17 protein-coding genes are annotated in these 16,685 nt (G+C 72.8%); 10 read left to right on the top strand and 7 right to left on the bottom strand.

The features are described from left to right. The first annotated feature begins 40 nt into the window (after positions 1–40). The 5 genes from IEZ11_RS37285 to IEZ11_RS37265 are packed head-to-tail and all read left to right on the top strand — an operon-like array spanning position 41 to position 4,263. Positions 41–1,390 (top strand): L-fuconate dehydratase, encoded by a 1,350-nt coding sequence (locus IEZ11_RS37285; protein WP_189267440.1) that lies wholly within the window; start codon positions 41–43, stop codon positions 1,388–1,390. Further along, positions 1,387–2,142, top strand: coding sequence for an SDR family NAD(P)-dependent oxidoreductase (locus IEZ11_RS37280; protein WP_189267439.1), 756 nt, complete (start codon positions 1,387–1,389; stop codon positions 2,140–2,142). Before IEZ11_RS37285 ends, IEZ11_RS37280 begins: the two co-directional genes overlap by 4 nt. Then, a complete protein-coding gene (locus IEZ11_RS37275) occupies positions 2,139–3,125 on the top strand; it encodes an aldo/keto reductase (protein WP_189267438.1) in 987 nt (328 codons plus the stop codon). The genes IEZ11_RS37280 and IEZ11_RS37275 overlap by 4 nt, the downstream gene beginning before the upstream one ends. Next, the gene (locus IEZ11_RS37270) at positions 3,122–3,436 is read left to right on the top strand and encodes an L-rhamnose mutarotase (protein WP_189267437.1); all 315 of its coding nucleotides are present in this window, start codon (positions 3,122–3,124) and stop codon (positions 3,434–3,436) included. The genes IEZ11_RS37275 and IEZ11_RS37270 overlap by 4 nt, the downstream gene beginning before the upstream one ends. After that, positions 3,433–4,263: an amidohydrolase family protein gene (locus IEZ11_RS37265; protein WP_189267436.1), complete on the top strand. Its 831-nt coding sequence runs from the start codon at positions 3,433–3,435 to the stop codon at positions 4,261–4,263. Before IEZ11_RS37270 ends, IEZ11_RS37265 begins: the two co-directional genes overlap by 4 nt. On the opposite strand, the gene IEZ11_RS37260 is transcribed toward IEZ11_RS37265, so the two are convergent. Then, complete coding sequence (locus IEZ11_RS37260) at positions 4,251–5,672, bottom strand: lipase maturation factor family protein (RefSeq protein WP_189267435.1); 1,422 nt, start codon at positions 5,670–5,672, stop codon at positions 4,251–4,253. The two genes, IEZ11_RS37265 and IEZ11_RS37260, sit on opposite strands and share 13 nt — an antisense overlap. 155 nt (positions 5,673–5,827) lie before the next feature. Between IEZ11_RS37260 and IEZ11_RS37255 the strand changes: the two genes are divergently transcribed. Continuing rightward, positions 5,828–7,933, top strand: coding sequence for a SpoIIE family protein phosphatase (locus tag IEZ11_RS37255; protein WP_189267434.1), 2,106 nt, complete (start codon positions 5,828–5,830; stop codon positions 7,931–7,933). Between the two features lie 108 nt (positions 7,934–8,041). Continuing rightward, a complete protein-coding gene (locus tag IEZ11_RS37250) occupies positions 8,042–8,905 on the top strand; it encodes an Fpg/Nei family DNA glycosylase (RefSeq protein WP_189267433.1) in 864 nt (287 codons plus the stop codon). A 7-nt stretch (positions 8,906–8,912) separates the two neighbouring features. Here the strand turns inward: IEZ11_RS37250 and IEZ11_RS37245 are convergent, their stop codons facing one another. The 3 genes from IEZ11_RS37245 to IEZ11_RS37235 form a co-directional block, all read right to left on the bottom strand. Beyond that, positions 8,913–9,569, bottom strand: a complete 657-nt coding sequence (locus IEZ11_RS37245) for a zf-HC2 domain-containing protein (protein ID WP_189267432.1) — start codon at positions 9,567–9,569, stop codon at positions 8,913–8,915. A 149-nt stretch (positions 9,570–9,718) separates the two neighbouring features. After that, the gene (locus IEZ11_RS37240) at positions 9,719–10,234 is read right to left on the bottom strand and encodes a hypothetical protein (RefSeq protein WP_189267431.1); all 516 of its coding nucleotides are present in this window, start codon (positions 10,232–10,234) and stop codon (positions 9,719–9,721) included. A 144-nt stretch (positions 10,235–10,378) separates the two neighbouring features. Then, entirely contained in the window at positions 10,379–10,930 is a 552-nt protein-coding gene (locus tag IEZ11_RS37235) for a sigma-70 family RNA polymerase sigma factor (RefSeq protein ID WP_189267430.1), read from the bottom strand. Between the two features lie 222 nt (positions 10,931–11,152). Here IEZ11_RS37235 and IEZ11_RS37230 point away from each other — a divergent pair, with 222 nt between their 5' ends. After that, complete coding sequence (locus IEZ11_RS37230; RefSeq protein WP_189267429.1) at positions 11,153–12,304, top strand: CapA family protein; 1,152 nt, start codon at positions 11,153–11,155, stop codon at positions 12,302–12,304. A 6-nt stretch (positions 12,305–12,310) separates the two neighbouring features. Here IEZ11_RS37230 and IEZ11_RS37225 read toward each other — a convergent pair whose 3' ends face one another. After that, entirely contained in the window at positions 12,311–12,784 is a 474-nt protein-coding gene (locus tag IEZ11_RS37225; protein ID WP_189267428.1) for a MarR family winged helix-turn-helix transcriptional regulator, read from the bottom strand. 98 nt (positions 12,785–12,882) lie between these two features. Here IEZ11_RS37225 and IEZ11_RS37220 point away from each other — a divergent pair, with 98 nt between their 5' ends. Continuing rightward, on the top strand, positions 12,883–13,698 hold the full coding sequence (locus IEZ11_RS37220) for an alpha/beta fold hydrolase (RefSeq protein WP_189267427.1): 816 nt from the start codon (positions 12,883–12,885) through the stop codon (positions 13,696–13,698). A 164-nt stretch (positions 13,699–13,862) separates the two neighbouring features. Here the strand turns inward: IEZ11_RS37220 and IEZ11_RS37215 are convergent, their stop codons facing one another. Further along, complete coding sequence (locus IEZ11_RS37215; protein WP_189267426.1) at positions 13,863–14,813, bottom strand: LysR family transcriptional regulator; 951 nt, start codon at positions 14,811–14,813, stop codon at positions 13,863–13,865. A 102-nt stretch (positions 14,814–14,915) separates the two neighbouring features. Between IEZ11_RS37215 and IEZ11_RS37210 the strand changes: the two genes are divergently transcribed. Then, a complete protein-coding gene (locus IEZ11_RS37210) occupies positions 14,916–16,163 on the top strand; it encodes an MFS transporter (protein ID WP_229713601.1) in 1,248 nt (415 codons plus the stop codon). Here the strand turns inward: IEZ11_RS37210 and IEZ11_RS37205 are convergent. Continuing rightward, complete coding sequence (locus tag IEZ11_RS37205; protein ID WP_229713600.1) at positions 16,099–16,554, bottom strand: universal stress protein; 456 nt, start codon at positions 16,552–16,554, stop codon at positions 16,099–16,101. The two genes, IEZ11_RS37210 and IEZ11_RS37205, sit on opposite strands and share 65 nt — an antisense overlap. Positions 16,555–16,685 lie beyond the last annotated feature (131 nt).

Raw genomic sequence — 16,685 nt, 5'->3', positions numbered from 1 at the left:
CGGTCCGCGCCCCGCACCTCCCCCGACGGAAAGGCAATCCGTGTCCCCGAGCCCCGGCCCCTCCTCCCGCGTCACCGCGCTCGAAACCTACGACATCCGCTTCCCCACCTCGCGCGAGCTCGACGGCTCCGACGCGATGAACCCGGACCCCGACTACTCGGCGGCCTATGTCGTGCTGCGCACCGACGCGGGCGACGGGCACGAGGGGCACGGGTTCACGTTCACCATCGGGCGGGGCAACGACGTCCAGGTCGCCGCGATCGACGCGCTGCGGAACCATGTGCTCGGCCGCCCGGTCGACGAGATCTGCGACGACCCCGGATCCCTGCACCGGGACCTGATCGGCGACAGCCAGCTGCGCTGGCTCGGCCCCGAGAAGGGCGTGATGCACATGGCGATCGGCGCGGTGACCAACGCCGTCTGGGACCTCGCCGCCCGCCGTGCCGGAAAGCCGCTCTGGCAGCTGCTCGCCGACGCCGAACCCGAGTGGATCGTCCGCCAGATCGACTTCCGCTACCTCACCGACGCCCTCACCCCCGAGGAGGCCCTGGCGATCCTGCGCCGGGGCCGGGAAGGCGCCGAGGAGCGCCGGGCCCGGCTGCTGGAACGCGGCTTCCCGGCCTACACCACCTCCGCGGGCTGGCTCGGCTACGACGACGAGAAGCTCACCCGGCTCGCCGCCCAGGCCGTCGCCGACGGCTTCCGGCAGATCAAGCTCAAGGTGGGCGCCGACCTGGCGGACGACATGCGGCGCTGCCGGGTCGCCCGCCAGGTCGTCGGCCCGGACATCCGCATGGCCGTGGACGCCAACCAGCGCTGGGACGTCGACGAGGCGATCCGCTGGACCAAGGCCCTCACGGAGTTCGACCCGTACTGGATCGAGGAGCCCACCAGCCCCGACGACATCCTCGGCCACGCGGCGATCCGCCGGGCGGTCGCCCCGGTCAAGGTCGCCACCGGCGAACACGTCCAGAACCGGATCGTCTTCAAGCAACTGCTCCAGGCCGGCGCCCTCGACATCGTCCAGATCGACGCGGCCCGGGTCGCCGGCGTCAACGAGAACCTCGCCATCCTGCTCCTGGCCGCCAAGTTCGGCGTCCCGGTCTGCCCGCACGCGGGCGGCGTCGGACTGTGCGAACTCGTCCAGCACCTCTCGATGTTCGACTACCTGGCCGTCTCGGGCACCACCGAGGACCGGGTCATCGAGTACGTCGACCATCTGCACGACCACTTCCTCGACCCGGTGGTGATCCGCGAAGGTCACTACGCGGCACCCACCGCGCCGGGCTTCTCGGCCGCCATGCGACCGGAGTCCGTCGCGGAGTACACCTACCCCGGCGGCGCCTTCTGGGCCGCCGACCCCGAAACCCAGAAGGGACAGGCGGCATGACCGACTTCGAGGGTCTGAAGGCCCTGGTCACCGGCGGGGCCTCCGGGATCGGCCGGGCCACGGCCGAACTCCTCGCGGAGCGCGGCGCCCAGGTCGCCGTCCTCGACCTCGACCCGTCCTGCGTCGAGAAGCCGCTGCTCGGCTTCCGGGCCGACGTCACCGACGACACCTCCGTGCGGGCCGCCGTGGCGGGCGCCGCGGAAGCACTCGGCGGCCTCGACGTTCTCGTCAACAACGCCGGCATCGGCGCCCAGGGCACGGTCGAGGACAACGACGACGACGAATGGCGCCGCGTCTTCGACGTCAACGTCCTCGGCATGGTCCGCACCGCCCGCGCCGCCCTGCCGCACCTGCGCCGCTCGGCGCACGCGGCCATCGTCAACACCTGCTCCATCGCCGCCACCGCGGGCCTGCCCCAACGCGCCCTGTACAGCGCGACGAAGGGCGCCGTCCACTCGCTCACCCTGGCCATGGCCGCCGATCACATCCGCGAGGGCGTCCGGGTCAACTGCGTCAACCCCGGTACGGCGGACACCCCGTGGATCGGCCGGCTGCTCGACAGGGCCTCCGACCCGGCCGCGGAACGCGCCGCCCTGGAGGCCCGCCAGCCCGCCGGCCGACTGGTGTCGGCCGCCGAGGTCGCCGGGGCCATCGCCTACCTGGCGAGCCCGCTGTCCGGCGCCACCACCGGCACCTCCCTCGCCGTCGACGGCGGCATGCAGGGCCTGCGCCTGCGGCCGGTGGGACAGTGAGCGCCCTCGGCCGCAGCGGCGTCCGGGTCAGCCCGCTGGGCCTCGGCGCCGCCGTGATCGGCAACCTCTACACCGAACTGCCCGACCGGCAGGCGCACGACACCGTCACCGCCGCCTGGCAGCAGGGCATCCGGTACTTCGACACCGCCCCGCACTACGGCCTCGGGCTGTCGGAGCGGCGGCTGGGCGAGGCGCTGCGGGAGTACGACCGGGACGCGTACACCCTCTCCACCAAGGTCGGCCGCCGGCTGGAGCCGGGGCCCGGCGACGGCGACGACCTCGCCAACGGCTTCGCCGTGCCCGACACCCTCCGCCGGGTCTGGGACTTCACCGACGACGGCATCCGCCGCACGCTGGAGGGCAGCCTGGAGCGGCTCGGCCTCGACCGGGTCGACGTCGTCTACCTGCACGACCCCGACGACCACGCCGAACAGGCCTTCCGCGAGGGCTACCCCGCGCTGGAGAAGCTCCGCGCCGAGGGGATCGTGGGCGCGATCGGCGCCGGCATGAACCAGACGGCCATGCTCACCCGGTTCGTCCGGGACACCGACGTCGACGTGGTGCTGTGCGCGGGCCGCTACACCCTCCTCGACCAGAGCGCCCTCACCGACCTCCTGCCGGCGGCCGAGGAACGCGGCACCTCCGTGGTGATCGGCGGAGCCTTCAACTCCGGCCTGCTGGCCGACCCGAAGCCGGACGCCACCTACAACTACGTCCAGGCGCCGGACGAGTTGCTCTCCCGCGCCCTGCGGCTGAAGGCACTCGCGGAACAGCACGGCACCACCCTGCGCGCCGCCGCCCTCGCCTTCTGCGCGGCGCACCCGGCCGTGGCGAGCGTCCTGGTCGGGGCCCGCTCGGCGGCCGAGATCGAGGACGGCGCCGGGCAGTTCGCCACCCATGTCCCCGCCGCCTTCTGGCAGGAGCTGCACGCCACCGGCCTGCTGCCCGCCGACGCCCCCGTGCCCTCGGAGGACCCGTCATGAGAGTGGCCCTGCACACCAAGGTCCGCGCGGACCGCATCCCCGCGTACGAGGCCGCGCACCGCGAGGTCCCCGCCGAGCTCACCGACGCCATCCGCGCGGCCGGGGCCACCTCCTGGACCATCTGGCGCAGCGGCACCGACCTCTTCCACCTGGTGGACTGCGCGGACTACGGCCACCTCCTCGCCGAACTGGAGAAGCTCCCGGTCAACGTGGCCTGGCAGGCCCGGATGGCCGAGCTTCTCGACGTCGTCCACGACTACTCCGAGGCGGGCTCGGAGGCCGGACTGCCCGTCGTCTGGGAGCTGCCGTGACCGTCGATGCCCACCACCACGTCTGGGACCTCTCGGTACGGGACCAGGACTGGCTCTCTGGCCCCGAACTCCAGCCGCTCAGGCGGAACTTCACCGTCGAGGACCTCGAACCCGAGGCGGCGGCGGCCGGGGTCACCCGCACGGTCCTGGTCCAGACGGTCACCGTCCCCGAGGAGACCCCCGAGTTCCTCCTCCTCGCCGACACCCACGACCTGGTCGCGGGTGTCGTCGGCTGGACCGACCTGACCCGCCCGGACGTCGCCGACGAGCTCGCCCGCCTGGGCGAACTCCCCGGCGGCTCCTGCCTCAAGGGCATCCGCCACCAGGTCCAGGGCGAGCCGGACCCGGAGTGGCTGCTGCGCCCGGACGTGGGCCGGGGTCTGACCGCGCTCGCGGACGCGGGGCTGGTCTACGACCTGATCGTCCTGGCCCGTCAGCTCCCGTCCGCCGTCAAGGCCGCCGAGTCCCACCCGGACCTCACCTTCGTCCTGGACCACCTGGGCAAGCCCCCGATCGCGTCCGGCGCCCTCGAACCCTGGGCCACCGCCGTCCGCACCCTCGCCGCCCTGCCCAACACCGTCTGCAAGCTCTCCGGCATGGTCACGGAGGCCGACCCCGCCTCCTGGACCGTCGACGACCTGCGCCCGTACGCCGAGACGGTCCTGGACGCCTTCGGCCCGGACCGCCTGATGTTCGGCTCGGACTGGCCGGTCTGCGTCCTGGCCGGCACCTACGCCGAAGTCTTCGACGCGGCGGCCGAGTTGATCGCCCCGGCCGACCGCACCGCGGTCTTCGGGACCACCGCGACCCGCGTCTACGGCCTCTGAGCGGATCCGGCCAGCCGCGTCGGCGGCAGGAACTCCCGTACGTACGTCCGTTCCCAGCACGCGCCCGTCTCCCGAAGCTCCCGCCAGCTGGTGTAGCGGTAGCGGAAGAGGCGGGCGCGGACGAACCGCGGGGGCGCGTCGGGCGGGAAGGGGGAACGGCGCAGCAGCCGCAGGGTGTCGCGGTCGTTCTCCAGGAGGCGTTCCACCAGACCGCCGAACCAGTCGCCGGCGTACGCGGGGGAGAGGGCGGCGAACCACATCAGCCAGTCCAGGCGGAGGTGGTAGGGCGCGAACTGGCGCGGCCAGTGGCGGGGATCGCCCGGCTTGCCCCTGAACTCGTACTCCCGCCAGTCCGAGTCCTCGCGCGGGCTGCCGTCCAGCGTGCCCTCGACCACCACCTCGTACCGGATCCGGCTGACGCTGCCGAAGGCGCCGTAGGTGTTGACCAGGTGCAACGGATCGAAGGAGCGGTTCATGACCTGGCGCCGGGAGACCATGTTCAGCACCGGGTGGTAGCTCAGGTAGAGCAGCAGCGCGGCCACGGCGAGGACCACCACCTCGTACCAGAGCGGGGTGGGCGGCGCGGTGGTGCGGTCGGTGGGCAGCCGCAGGGCCGACAGGGCCAGCACGATGGTGATCCAGTTCAGCCAGGAGAAGTTGCCGGAGAGCACCAGCCACAGCTGGGTCAGGATCATCAGCGACGCGGCCGCCGTCGCGACCGGCTGCGGGGTGAACAGCAGGACGGGGACCAGTAGCTGGGTGACGTGGTTCGCGGCCACCTCCGCCTTGTGCACCGGCCCCGGCAGATGGTGGAAGAACCAGCTCAGCGGACCCGGCATCGGCTGGGTCTCGTGGTGGTAGTGCAGGCAGGTCAGCTTGCGCCAGCAGGCGTCCCCGCGCATCTTGATCAGACCGGCCCCGAACTCCACCCGGAACAGGATCCAGCGCAGCAGGAAGAGCACGACCACCGGCGGGGCCACCTCGTCGTTGCCGAGGAGGACGGCGAGGAAACCGGTCTCCAGGAGCAGTGACTCCCAGCCGAACGCGTACCAGGTCTGGCCCACGTTGACGATGGAGAGATACAGCGCCCAGGGGATCAGCCAGAGCACCATCGCGGCCCACAGCGGGAGTTCGGCGTCCGCCCCCGCCAGCAGCGCCGCCGACACCACGCAGCCCGCCCAGGCGCAGCCCGCGAAGAAGCGGTCGGAGTAGTGCAGGTGGAAGAGGCTCGGCGCCCGCCGGAAGGGGACCCGGGCGACGTACCTCGGGATCGGCAGCATCCCGCGCTCGCCCAGCAGGGCCCGGAACTGGAGCGCCGCCGTCAGGAACGCGACGAGGTACACGCCGGCCAGAGCCCGCTGGAAGACCAGCCGGCTCAGCCAGTACCCGGGTGCGGTGAACCAGTCCACGGCCGTGCGCTCCTGCCTCTCTCCAGTGTGCGGCCCCGGATCCGCCGGGCCTGTCACCCTGTGTACCGCGCTTCCCCGCTTGCGTAACCCGAGCGAGTGAAGCAGACAATAAGGGAGGAATTGCCGGTAATCGGTTCCCCTGGCATGGTGGCCCCATGGCTGATCGGGGAGCGCGCGCTCCGTCTCTCCCGGACGACTGGCCCGCCCACCCGGACCACCCGATCCTGGCGCTCAACCACATGGGCACCTTCGACTGGGACCTCGACGCCGGCCTGTTCCACATGGACGCCCCGGCGTACGAGGTGTTCGACCTGACCCCCGAGGAGTACGACGGCCGCCCCGAGACCCTCGCCGCCCGGGTGCCCCCGTCGGAGTCCAGCCGACTGGACGCGGTGGTGTCCCAGGCCATCAAGGACGGCAGCGAGAACTACGGGACGTACTTCCGTATCCGGCGCCGCGACGGCACCTCGCGCTGGACCCACACCCAGGGCTACATCCGGCGCGACGAGACGGGCCGCCCGCGCCGGGTGGTCGGGATCGTCCGGGACGCCACCCAGGAGCTGGAGGACGGCGAGGCGCGCAACCTGCGGGACGCCCAGGGGAAGGCGCTGCGCCGGCAGACTGGGGTCGTCCAGGCGGTCACCGCGGCCCTCGCGCACGCCCGCAGCGTCCAGGAGGTCATCGACGTCCTCAAGGACACCCACGGCATCCCCAACCTGGGCGCCACCAGCCTCGTGATGGGCCTGGTCGAGGCCGGCCGGATCCGGCTGGTCGCCGAGGGGCCGGCCGGCAGCTTCGTACCCGGTACCCGGATCACCCGGATAGAGGAGCCCTACCCGATGGGCGAGGTGGTGCGGACCCTCAGCCCGCGCTTCATCGAGTCACCGGAGGAGTTCGCCGAGGGCTACCCCATACTGTGGCCGCACATCACCGACCTGCAGATCACTTCGGCCGCCTATCTGCCGCTGATCGCCCAGGCCCGCCCGATCGGCGCCATGGGCCTGCTCTACAACGACCGGCACGGCTTCTCCTCCGAGGAACGCGCCGTCCTGGTCGCCCTCGGCAGCAGCATCGCGCAGAGCCTCCAGCGGGCCATGCTCTACGAACAGGAGAAGGACCTCGCCCAGGGCCTCCAGCAGGCGATGCTGCCCCGCACCATCCCCAGCGTGCGCGGCGCCGAGGTCGCCGTGCGCTACCGCTCCCCGACCGCCGGCGGCGTCCTCGGCCGGGACATCGGCGGCGACTGGTACGACCTGATCCCGCTGCCCGGCGGCCGGGTCGGCGCGGTCATCGGCGACGTCCAGGGACACGACACGCACGCGGCGGCCGTCATGGGCCAGCTGCGCATCGTGCTGCGCGCCTACGCCGCCGAGGGCCACGCCCCGGCCACCGTGATGGCCCGCGCCTCCGTCTTCCTGGACGAGCTCGACACCGACCGCTTCGCCACCTGCCTGTACGCGGAGGCCGACCTGGCCACCGGCGTCCTCCAGGTGGTCCGCGCCGGGCACATCGACCCGCTGGTCCGCGCCGCCGACGGGAGCTGCCGCCGGGTCCCGGTCGAGGGCGGACTGCCGCTCGGCCTGTCCGCCGAGTTCCAGAGCCTCGAATACCCGGTGTCCACCCTGGAGCTCGACCCCGGCGAGACGCTGCTGCTGTGCACCGACGGGCTCGTCGAACAGCCCGGCACCGACCTCGGGGAGGGCATGCGGGCCCTGACCGAGCAGGTCGCCAAGGGGCCGGAGGACGTGCGCGACCTCGCCGACCGGCTGATCGAGATCGCCGAGGAGCGGGGCGGTGACGACGACGTGGCCCTGCTCCTGCTGCGCCGCCGCGGCTCCGACCCCGCGCAGGCCGTCGGCCGCCTCCAGCAGCACGTGGCCTCCGGCGACCCGGAGGCGCTCGCCCTGGCCCGGCACATGGTCCGGGCCGCCGTCCGCGCCTGGGGCGCCGGGGACCGCGCCGACGAGATCGAGCTGGTCGCCGACGAGCTGATCACCAACGCGCTGATGCACACCGAGGGCTCGGCGATCGTCACCCTCCGGGTCCTCGGCGGCGGCGACCGCCGGCTGCGCGTCGAGGTCGAGGACTCCTCCAGCGCCCTGCCGCGCCGCCGGGAGGCGGGCGAGGACGGGGTGTCCGGCCGCGGGCTGCTCCTCGTCGACCGGATCGCCGACGGCTGGGGCGTGGAGGCACGCGGCGGCGGCAAGGCGGTCTGGTGCGAGTTCCGAATGCCGGAGAAGGACGACGGCAGCGCCCCGTGAGGGGCGCGGGGAACTGCGCGACCAGCCCCCACGGCGCCGCAGCCGCAGGACGACCCGATGCGGCACATCCGGCGGAGCGTCCGGGCCCCGGGGTGGCACTCTGGACGCATGCCCGAACTGCCCGAGGTCGAAGCGCTCAGGGAATTCCTGACCGAGAACCTGGTCGGTCACCAGGCCGTGCGTGTGCTGCCGGTCGCCATCAGCGTCCTGAAGACGTACGACCCGCCGGTCGACGCCTTCGAGGGCAGCGAGGTCGTCGCCGTGCACCGGCACGGCAAGTTCCTGGAGATCGAGGGGGACCGCGGGCTGCGGTTCGTCACCCACCTGGCCCGCGCGGGCTGGCTCCAGTGGAAGGACCGGCTGCCGGACGGGCTGCCGCGCCCCGGGAAGGGCCCGCTGGCGCTGCGGGTGGCCCTGGAGACCGGTGCGGGTTTCGACCTCACCGAGGCCGGCACCCAGAAGAAGCTGGCCGTGTACATCGTCCGGGACCCGGCGGACGTCCCCGGTGTCGCCCGGCTCGGCCCCGACCCGCTCGCTCCCGGCTTCGACGAGGACCGGCTGGCGGCCCTGCTGGCAGACGAGCGGCGGCAGCTGAAGGGCGCCCTGCGCGACCAGAGCCTGATCGCCGGGGTGGGCAACGCCTACAGCGACGAGATCCTGCACGCGGCGAAGATGTCCCCGTTCAAGCTGGCCGCGTCCCTGACCCCCGAGGAACTGCACCGGCTGTACGCGGCGCTGCGCACCACCCTCACCGAGGCGGTGGAGCGCTCCCACGGCCTGGCGGCGGGGCGGCTCAAGGCGGAGAAGAAGAGCGGGCTGCGCGTCCACGGCCGGACCGGCGAGCCCTGCCCGGTCTGCGGCGACACCGTCCGCGAGGTCTCCTTCAGCGACTCCTCGCTGCAGTACTGCCCGACCTGCCAGACCGGCGGCAAGCCGCTCGCGGACCGCCGGATGTCGCGGCTGCTCAGATAGCCGGCGCTCACTTGGGGTCCAGGGTCACCAGCCGCTGCCCGTCCGCGTTGCGCACCTCGTAGCGGTCGATCTCGTCCGGGTGCATCGAGGAGCCGCCCGTCATGGTGCTCATCCGGCCGTCGTCGTCCGGCGCCGCCCAGGTGGTGACGATCTGCTCGGAACCGTCGTCGCCGACGGCGATCAGGCGGCAGGAGTGCGGCCCGTTCGGATCCTTCACCTTCAGCTCGATGGTGCTGCCCGAGTCCGTGTCCTCGGACTTCACCTGCGCCCACACCCCGGACTGCGCGTCGGTGGCCGCGGTGACCTGCACGGTCGGTGCGGCGTCGTGACCGACGTAGGCCGCGATGCCGGGGCCGGCGACCGCGAAGACCACGGAGGCGGCGAGGCCGTACAGCAGCCTGCGGCGCTTGGCGCGGTGCCTGCTCGCGACCTCGGCGAGCAGCCGGTCCAGCAGCCGGGGGCCGGGCTGTGCCATGGGGTGCACGAAGCGCGGCGTGGCCCGGCGGTACAGCATCAACTGCCGTGCCGCGGGGCCGAACTCGGTCACGTGTGCCGAGCAGCTGGGGCACTCCATGAGATGGTCCTCGAAGCGGAAGGCCTCCGCCTCGTCCAGCACGCCGAGCGCGTACGCGCCGACGTCGCGATGCCTTTCCAGGGACCTCATGACGAATCCTCGTGCCGATGGGTGCGGGTGGGGGTCACTCGTTGTTCCTTGCCCCCACCCGTACGCAGTCGGCAGCCGTTTCACTCAAGCCACGTACAGAATCGTAATCAACGGATTCGGAGCGGCCGGGCCCGCGGATTGGTCCTGAATCAAAAAAGATGGATGGCGAGATGTCCGAGGGGCAGACCGAGCCGCCAGGCGGGGGTCCACACCTTCGGTCCGTCGTCCTCGCCGAACACCGAACCGCCGCCCGGCACGGCGTCCAGGTCGGGTGCGAGCAGTTCGGTCTCCTCCAGCCAGCGCCAGGCGTCCGCGGCCAGATCCAGGTCCGGTGACGGACCGCCCGCGCGGAGCGCCTCGGCCCCCAGTACGGCCATACGTTCCCTGACCCAGTCCTGCCACGGCTGGTCGTACGCCGTCAGCGAAAGCCAGTTCTCCAACTGGGACACGACCCGGATGCCCGACAGTTCGCCGTCCGTGTCGGAGAGGAAGATGGTCAGCGCCAGCGCATCGCGGCCGGCCCGGAACTCGAAGGACGTCGGTGGCATGAGATCGCCGGTGCGCAGCAGCTCGTCGGCGATGTACTCGGCGTACAACCACGCCATCGGGACCGCCAGTTCCCCGCTCCCGGCCCCGCCCGTGCTCTCTTGACCTCTGTGCAGCATCCCGTCCTGCCTTCCTCCGGTGCGCGCGTGGCCCCGACCCCGGGTCCGTCCCTCTCCCGGTGCGGAACACGGATGAAGACAGCTGATGGCCCAAACACGGTCCTCAGCAAGGCGCTTTACCGAGGTTTGACCTGGCTCACGGTTTCATCGCAGGTCGGGTGCGTAACCCGGCAAAACCCGGCGCAGGGCACGCAGCGCGTAGTACGCCCGCGATTTCACGGTACCGGGTGGGATCCCGAGGGTCTCGGCGGCTTCCGCAACACTCGCCCCCTGGAAATACACCAGCACCAGGACTTCACGGTGTTCGGGGGTGAGAGTCTTCACAGCCTCCCGGACGTCGAGCGTCGCGGCGGCGCGTTCGGCGTGGTCGTCGCCGATCGCCCGGGTGTTCTCCAGGACGGCGTCGTGCACCTCGGCGGGGCGCGCCTGCCGGGCCCGCCGCGCGTCGATGGCGAGCCGTCGGCCCACGGTCAGCAGCCACGGCAGCACGGAGTCGAAGGAGTCGGCGCGCAGCGCCTCCGGGTGCTGCCAGGCGCGTACGAGGGTCTCCTGGACGAGGTCCTCGGCCCGCTGCCGGTCCCCGTCGCTGAGCCGCAGCAGCAGCGCGAAGAGCGGTCGACCGTGCTCGCGCTGGAGTTCGACGAGCTCATGCTCGGCGGTCGTCGTCCCGTGGGGAAGGGTGGTTCCGGCCGTCATGGCCGTATGGCATCGCAGGGTCCGGCCGGGGGACAGGGGGCGCACAGCGGCGGTGCGACGGACGGTCGATCGGGTCGGCGAACGGTGCGACGAACGGTCCGTCACACCCCTTACCCGACCCGGATGGGTCAATCGGGGCGCCTGAGTTGTTTGCGCGCGCCCCGACCTTCGTACCCATTGATCTGTAAATCGGACAAGGCTTGCGACTCTGGGGTGCTCCTGATGATCAATCGCAGACGCCAGGCGGCCCTGGCCCTGACCGCCCTCCTCGCCGCCGCTGCCGCCTGTCAGAACCATGTACGGGAGGAGCGTGCGGCTCCGCCCGGTCACCCGGCGCCGGTCGTGCCGGCGGCCGGCGGCTTCACCCTCGTCGCCTCGGGTGACGTCATGCCGCAGAAGTCCGCGGTCGACCACGCGAACTTCGACGCGGGCGGCAACGGCCACGACTTCCGCCCGATGCTCGCCGGCGTCGAACCCGTCGTCTCGCGCGCCGGTCTGGCGCTCTGTCACCTGGCGACCGTCACCGGCACGGACGGCGGCCACGCCGGTCTCACCTCCCCGCCGCAGCTCGCCGAGGCCCTCGCCGCCATCGGCTACGACAGCTGCTCCACCGCCTCCGACCGCGCCCTCGACGACGGCGCCGCGGGAATCCAGCGCACCCTCGCCGCCCTGGACCGGGCGGGCCTGCGGCACTCCGGCACCGCCCGCACCGACGCCGAGGCCGGCACCCTCACCCTGCTGAACGCGGGCCGCGCCAAGGTCGCCCAGCTCTCCTACACCTACGACGTCAACGGCAACTCGCTGCCGCCCGGCCAGCCCTGGGCGGTCGGCCTGCTCGACGAGAACCGCGTCCTCGCCGACGCCCGCGCCGCCCGGCAGGCCGGTGCCGACGTGGTCGTCGTCTCCGTGCACTGGGGCACCGAGGGCACGGACGCCCCCGACCAGCAGCAGCTCACCCTCGCCAAACGGCTCACCGCCGCGAGCACCGGCGGCCGCCCCGACATCGACCTGCTGCTCGGCACCCACGCGCACATCCCGCAGGCGTACGAGAAGGTCAACGGCACCTGGGTGGTCTACGGCCTCGGCGACCAGCTGGCCGGCGAGATGAACAACGCCCAGGGGCAGCAGGACCCGCGCGGCAACCAGTCCACCCTCGCCCGCTTCACCTTCACCCCGCCCACCCGGCCGGGCGGGCGCTGGGAGGTGGCCAAGGCCGAGTTCATCCCCCAGCTGTACGACATCGACGCCGGCCGGGTGGTCGACCTCAACGCCGCCATCGACCAGGGCGCCGACTACACCGCCGCCCGGGACGCCATCCGGGACGTCGTGCTCAGCCGCGGGGCCGCCAAGGACGGACTGGTCATGGGCGAGTAGCGGTGGTCACTCCACGTCGACATGGTCGAACGTCGCCAGCAACTGCTTCAGCACCCGTACGCACGCCGTGATCTCGGCGTCGGTCAGGTCGCCGCCGACCTGCCGGTTCAGGGCGTGCTCGCGGGCGAGGACCGTGGTGATGGTCGACCGCCCCTCGTCCGTGAGCCGGATCAGGGAGGAGCGCTGGTGCGCCGGGTTGGGGGTGACCTCGGCCCAGCCGTGCGCCACCGCGTCGTTCACCATGCGCTGCACGAACTGCCGGCTCAGCGCCATGATCCGGCCCATCTGGGGCACCGTCATGGGCTCGTACCGGCGCAGCAGGTCCAGCACCGAGCGCACCCCGACCGAGGCGCCCTCGATCTGCTCACCCTGCTCGACCTTGCGGAAGGCCCGCCGGTAGAGCGGGCCGATCAGATCGAACACCTCGGTGATGCGCTCGCCCAGCTCGTCGGGGGCGAGGGGCCTGTCGATGTCGTTCACCCGGCCATCATGCCCCGAGCCGCCATGGCACCCGGGGTGTCACCGGCATCATGACAACCGGGTTGTCAAAGCTCCCCGAAGATGACACCTTGGTTGTCATGAATGACGCCGCGAACGTCCGCCTCTTCCCTTCCTCCGACGGCGACCTCGCCTATCTCGACACCGGCTCCGGCGACCCGGTGGTCCTGCTCCACCCCGGGTACGTCGACCACCGCTTCTGGCACCGGCAGATCCCTGCGCTCGCCGCCGGCCACCGGGTGATCGCGCCGGACGTGCGCGGCCACGGCTGCTCCGCCAACGCGACCGAGCCGTTCCGCTGGGCCGACGACCTCGCCGCCCTGCTGCGCCACCTCGACACCGGACCGGCCGTCCTCGTCGGCGTCTCCATGGGCGGGGTGATCGCCACCGACACCGTGCTGGAACACCCCGGGCTGGTCCGCGCGGTGGTCACCTGCGGCGCCGCCACCGGCGACTTCCGGATCACCGACCCCTGGCACACGGAACTCCGGGCCGAGTACGCCCGGACCCTGGGCGCCGGTGACATCGAGGGCTGGCTCGACGCCTTCGTCAAGGTGGTGGCGGGCGAGCACCGCACCCCGGACGCCGTCGACCCGGAGATCCCGCGGCGGCTGCGGGAGCTGGCCCTGCACTCGATCTCGAAGCACACGCCCGACGAGCCCGACCGGCTGGTACCGGTGACCGATTCCTGGGCCCGGGTGCCGAAGATCGACGTCCCGCTGCTCACCGTCAACGGCGGCCTCGAACCCGCCGCCCTGCTCGCCGCCGCGGACCGACTGGCCCGGGAGGTCCCGGACGGCCGCGCCGAGATCATCGAAGGCACGGGCCACTACCCGAACCTGGAGCGGCCCGAGATCTTCAACTCGATCCTGCTCGACTTCCTCCGCGGCCTCTGACGCCGACCACGAACCGGCCGGGGACCGGCCGGGGACCGGCCGGTTCGGCGAGAGCGAAGAGGCCCGCGCCGGATCCCGCTGCTCGACCCGGCCTCGGTCTCCTCGAAGTGCGCCTGTTCACCGGTCGCGAACGGCCGACGGCCGATCACGACGGTCCAGGGGTGTCACGGACGGAAGGCGCCACGCACGGTCTCGGCCCAGCCCGGGGTCCAGGTGCGGGCGGTGGTGCGCGGTGGGCGGGCGTCCGCGAGATGGATGCGCAGGGCGGTGAGCGCCGGATGCGGGTTGGCGGCGGCCCACAGCAGCGAGTGCGGGTAGACGGGGGTCGGGTCCAGCAGCGGGATCCGGCGCAGGCCGTGGCCGTCCGGCCAGGTCAGCCCGGTCTCCTCGCTGACCAGGGTCGCCAGGTCGGCCGAGCCCGCGAGCGCGTCCTGCAGCGCCCCGCTGAAGTTGGGGCCGGAGGAGTCGATGGTGAGTCCGAACTCGGCGGCGAGGGAGGCGTAGTACGCCGCCCACTCGGTGCCGTCCACGATCCCCGGGATCCAGATCCGGTGCCCGGCCAGCTCACCGGGCGTGACCGAGGTGCGGCCGGCCAGCGCGTGCCCCGGGCCGGTCAGCAACTGCACCGGCTCGTCGTACACCCGGGCGGCCTCCACGCCCCTGGGCTGCGGCCGGCCGGGCATGGCGACGGCCCGGAAGGACGCGTCGACCGCACCGGAGCGCAGCGCGGTCAGCGCCGAGTCCACGTCGAAGAGGGTGACGACGTCCAGCGGGAGGTCCGGATGCGCCTCGTGGAAGCCGCGCAGCAGCGCCGCCGGGGCGAGCCGGGCGCCGACCACGTCGACCCGCAGGGGGCGCCGGCCCCGCCGTACGGAGGCGGCCGCCCGCTCCTCGGCCAGCAGCAGCTCGCGGGCGTACGGCAGGAAGGTCCGGCCGTCGGCGGTCGGCTCGGCACCCCGCGCGGTCCGGGTGAACAGCCGCACCCCCAGCTCCTTCTCCAGCGCCGCGATCCGCTTGGACACCGCCTGCTGGGTGACCGCCAGCACGGCCGCCGCCTCCTGGAACTGTCCGCAGTCGGCCACGGTGACGAAGGTGCGCACGGCGGTGAGGTCCACGTCCACACCGTACAACCGCTGGTTGTGGCAATGGGTCCGCGGGTTGTTTGATTCGGCGGCCACCTGCACGTTTTCATGTCCCGGGGCAACGGGAGGTTGTGCATGGGTCGGCGGTTCGGGTGGCTGTGGGCCGCGTACTCGGTGAGTGCGCTCGGCACCTGTCTGGCCTTCGACGCGTTCTCGGTGATCGCCGTCATCGCGCTGCACGCGGGGCCCGCCGAGGTGGCGCTGCTCGCCGCGACCGGGCCCGCGGTGGGCGCGGTGGCGGCGGTGCCGCTCGGACCGTGGGTGGAGTTCCGGCACAAGCGGCCGGTGATGATCGCGATGGACCTGATCAGGTTCGCCGCACTGCTCACCGTCCCGGCCGCCTACGCGCTCGGCGCCCTCGGCCTCGGCCAGCTGCTGCTGGTCTCGGTGGTCGTCGCGGCCGCCGACATCACCTTCAACGCGGCCTCCGGCGCTTTCCTGAAGTCCTTGCTCCCGGCCGACCGGCTGCTCACCGCGAACGCCCGGTTCGAGTCCGCCAACTGGACCGCGCTGGTCCTCGGCCCGCCCCTCGGCGGCGCCGCGATCGGCCTGTTCGGCCCGGTGACGACGGTCGCGGCGAACGCGGTCAGCTTCCTGCTGTCGGCGCTCGGCATCCGGGCCGTCGGCGGCGGCGAGCCCCGCCCCACGCCGAGGGACACGCAACGCCTGCGCGCCGGAGACCTGCTCGACGGCTGGCGCCACATCCTCGCCAGCCCGGCCCTGCGACCCCTCTTCTTCAACAGCCTCGCGGGCAACGCCCTGATCATGGTCGCCGCGCCGCCCCTGGCCGTCCTCATGCTCGGCCCGCTCGGCTTCGCCCCCTGGCAGTACGGCCTCGCCTTCGCCGTGCCCTGCCTGGGCGGCCTCCTGGGCGCCCGGCTGGCCCGGCCGCTGGTCGCCCGGTACGGGCAGTGGCGGGTGCTGTGCGCCGCGAGCGCCCTGCGCGCCGTCTGGCCCCTCGGGCTGGCCTTCGTGATGCCCGGACTGCCCGGACTGCTGCTGGTGATGGTCCTGGAGTTCGGCGTGATCACCTGCTCGGCCGTCTACAGCCCCGTCTCCGCCACCCGCCGCCTGGAGCACACCCCCGACGACCGGGTCGCCCGCACCCTCTCCGCCTGGTCGATCACCGGCAAGGCCACCACGGCCGCCGCGACCGCCCTGTGGGGCCTGCTGGCGAGCCTCACCGGGCCGCGCACCGCGATCGCCGCGGCCGGGATCCTGCTCCTGGCGACCCCGCTGCTGCTCCGGCGGGAGACCGCTACGGCACGACCGTCACCGGCCACCGTCCCGCCTTCACCAGACGGATCGCGACCGAGCCGATGAAGCGGTGGCCGGCCTGCTCGGAGGCGCCCACCACGACCGCGTCGGCCTTCAGCTCGTCGGCCGCCTTCACCAGTCCGTTGTAGGCGTCGCCGCGGAAGGTGTGGAACTCCCAGCGCACCTCGAATATCCCCTTGAGCCGCTCGGCCGCGTCCCTGATCTGCGCGACCAGGTCCTCCGCGATCTCGTCCGTGGTGTCCGCCACGGGTGCGCCGAGCGCCGCCCCGGCCGCCAGCACCGGCTGGACGTACACGACGGCCAGCAGCGCGTGCTGGCGCCGGGCCAGACCCGCGGCATAGGAGGTCGCGCGCCACGAGGAGTCCGAGCCGTCCATGCCGGCCACGATGACCTTGGGACCGTCCGTACCCCGCTCGAACTGGTGTTGTTCCGCCACGGTCCGAGGCTATCGGAATACGCAGGTCCGGTGGGGGTTCGGGGCGGGCCGACGTTCGGCTGCGGGCCGGTGGGGGCTGGTCGCGCAGTTCCCCGCGCCCCTAAGAGGCCATCTCATTTGGAGAGTCTGCG

It is taken from the genome of Streptomyces fuscichromogenes, from assembly GCF_014645815.1.
Lineage (GTDB): Bacteria > Actinomycetota > Actinomycetes > Streptomycetales > Streptomycetaceae > Streptomyces > Streptomyces fuscichromogenes.
The sequence above is the reverse complement of the archived record's forward strand: the minus strand, read 5'-3'. Positions and strand labels throughout refer to the sequence as shown.

Bases quoted from the DNA above. Each gene is read 5' to 3' on its own strand.
- IEZ11_RS37245 (WP_189267432.1), bottom strand. From the start codon at position 9,569: ATGAGGTCCCTGGAAAGGCATCGCGACGTCGGCGCGTACGCGCTCGGC.
- IEZ11_RS37235 (WP_189267430.1), bottom strand. From the start codon at position 10,930: ATGACGGCCGGAACCACCCTTCCCCACGGGACGACGACCGCCGAGCAT.
- IEZ11_RS37250 (WP_189267433.1), top strand. From the start codon at position 8,042: ATGCCCGAACTGCCCGAGGTCGAAGCGCTCAGGGAATTCCTGACCGAG.
- IEZ11_RS37270 (WP_189267437.1), top strand. From the start codon at position 3,122: ATGAGAGTGGCCCTGCACACCAAGGTCCGCGCGGACCGCATCCCCGCG.
- IEZ11_RS37220 (WP_189267427.1), top strand. From the start codon at position 12,883: ATGAATGACGCCGCGAACGTCCGCCTCTTCCCTTCCTCCGACGGCGAC.
- IEZ11_RS37210 (WP_229713601.1), top strand. From the start codon at position 14,916: ATGGGTCGGCGGTTCGGGTGGCTGTGGGCCGCGTACTCGGTGAGTGCG.
- IEZ11_RS37230 (WP_189267429.1), top strand. From the start codon at position 11,153: ATGATCAATCGCAGACGCCAGGCGGCCCTGGCCCTGACCGCCCTCCTC.
- IEZ11_RS37240 (WP_189267431.1), bottom strand. From the start codon at position 10,234: ATGCTGCACAGAGGTCAAGAGAGCACGGGCGGGGCCGGGAGCGGGGAA.
- IEZ11_RS37280 (WP_189267439.1), top strand. From the start codon at position 1,387: ATGACCGACTTCGAGGGTCTGAAGGCCCTGGTCACCGGCGGGGCCTCC.
- IEZ11_RS37255 (WP_189267434.1), top strand. From the start codon at position 5,828: ATGGCTGATCGGGGAGCGCGCGCTCCGTCTCTCCCGGACGACTGGCCC.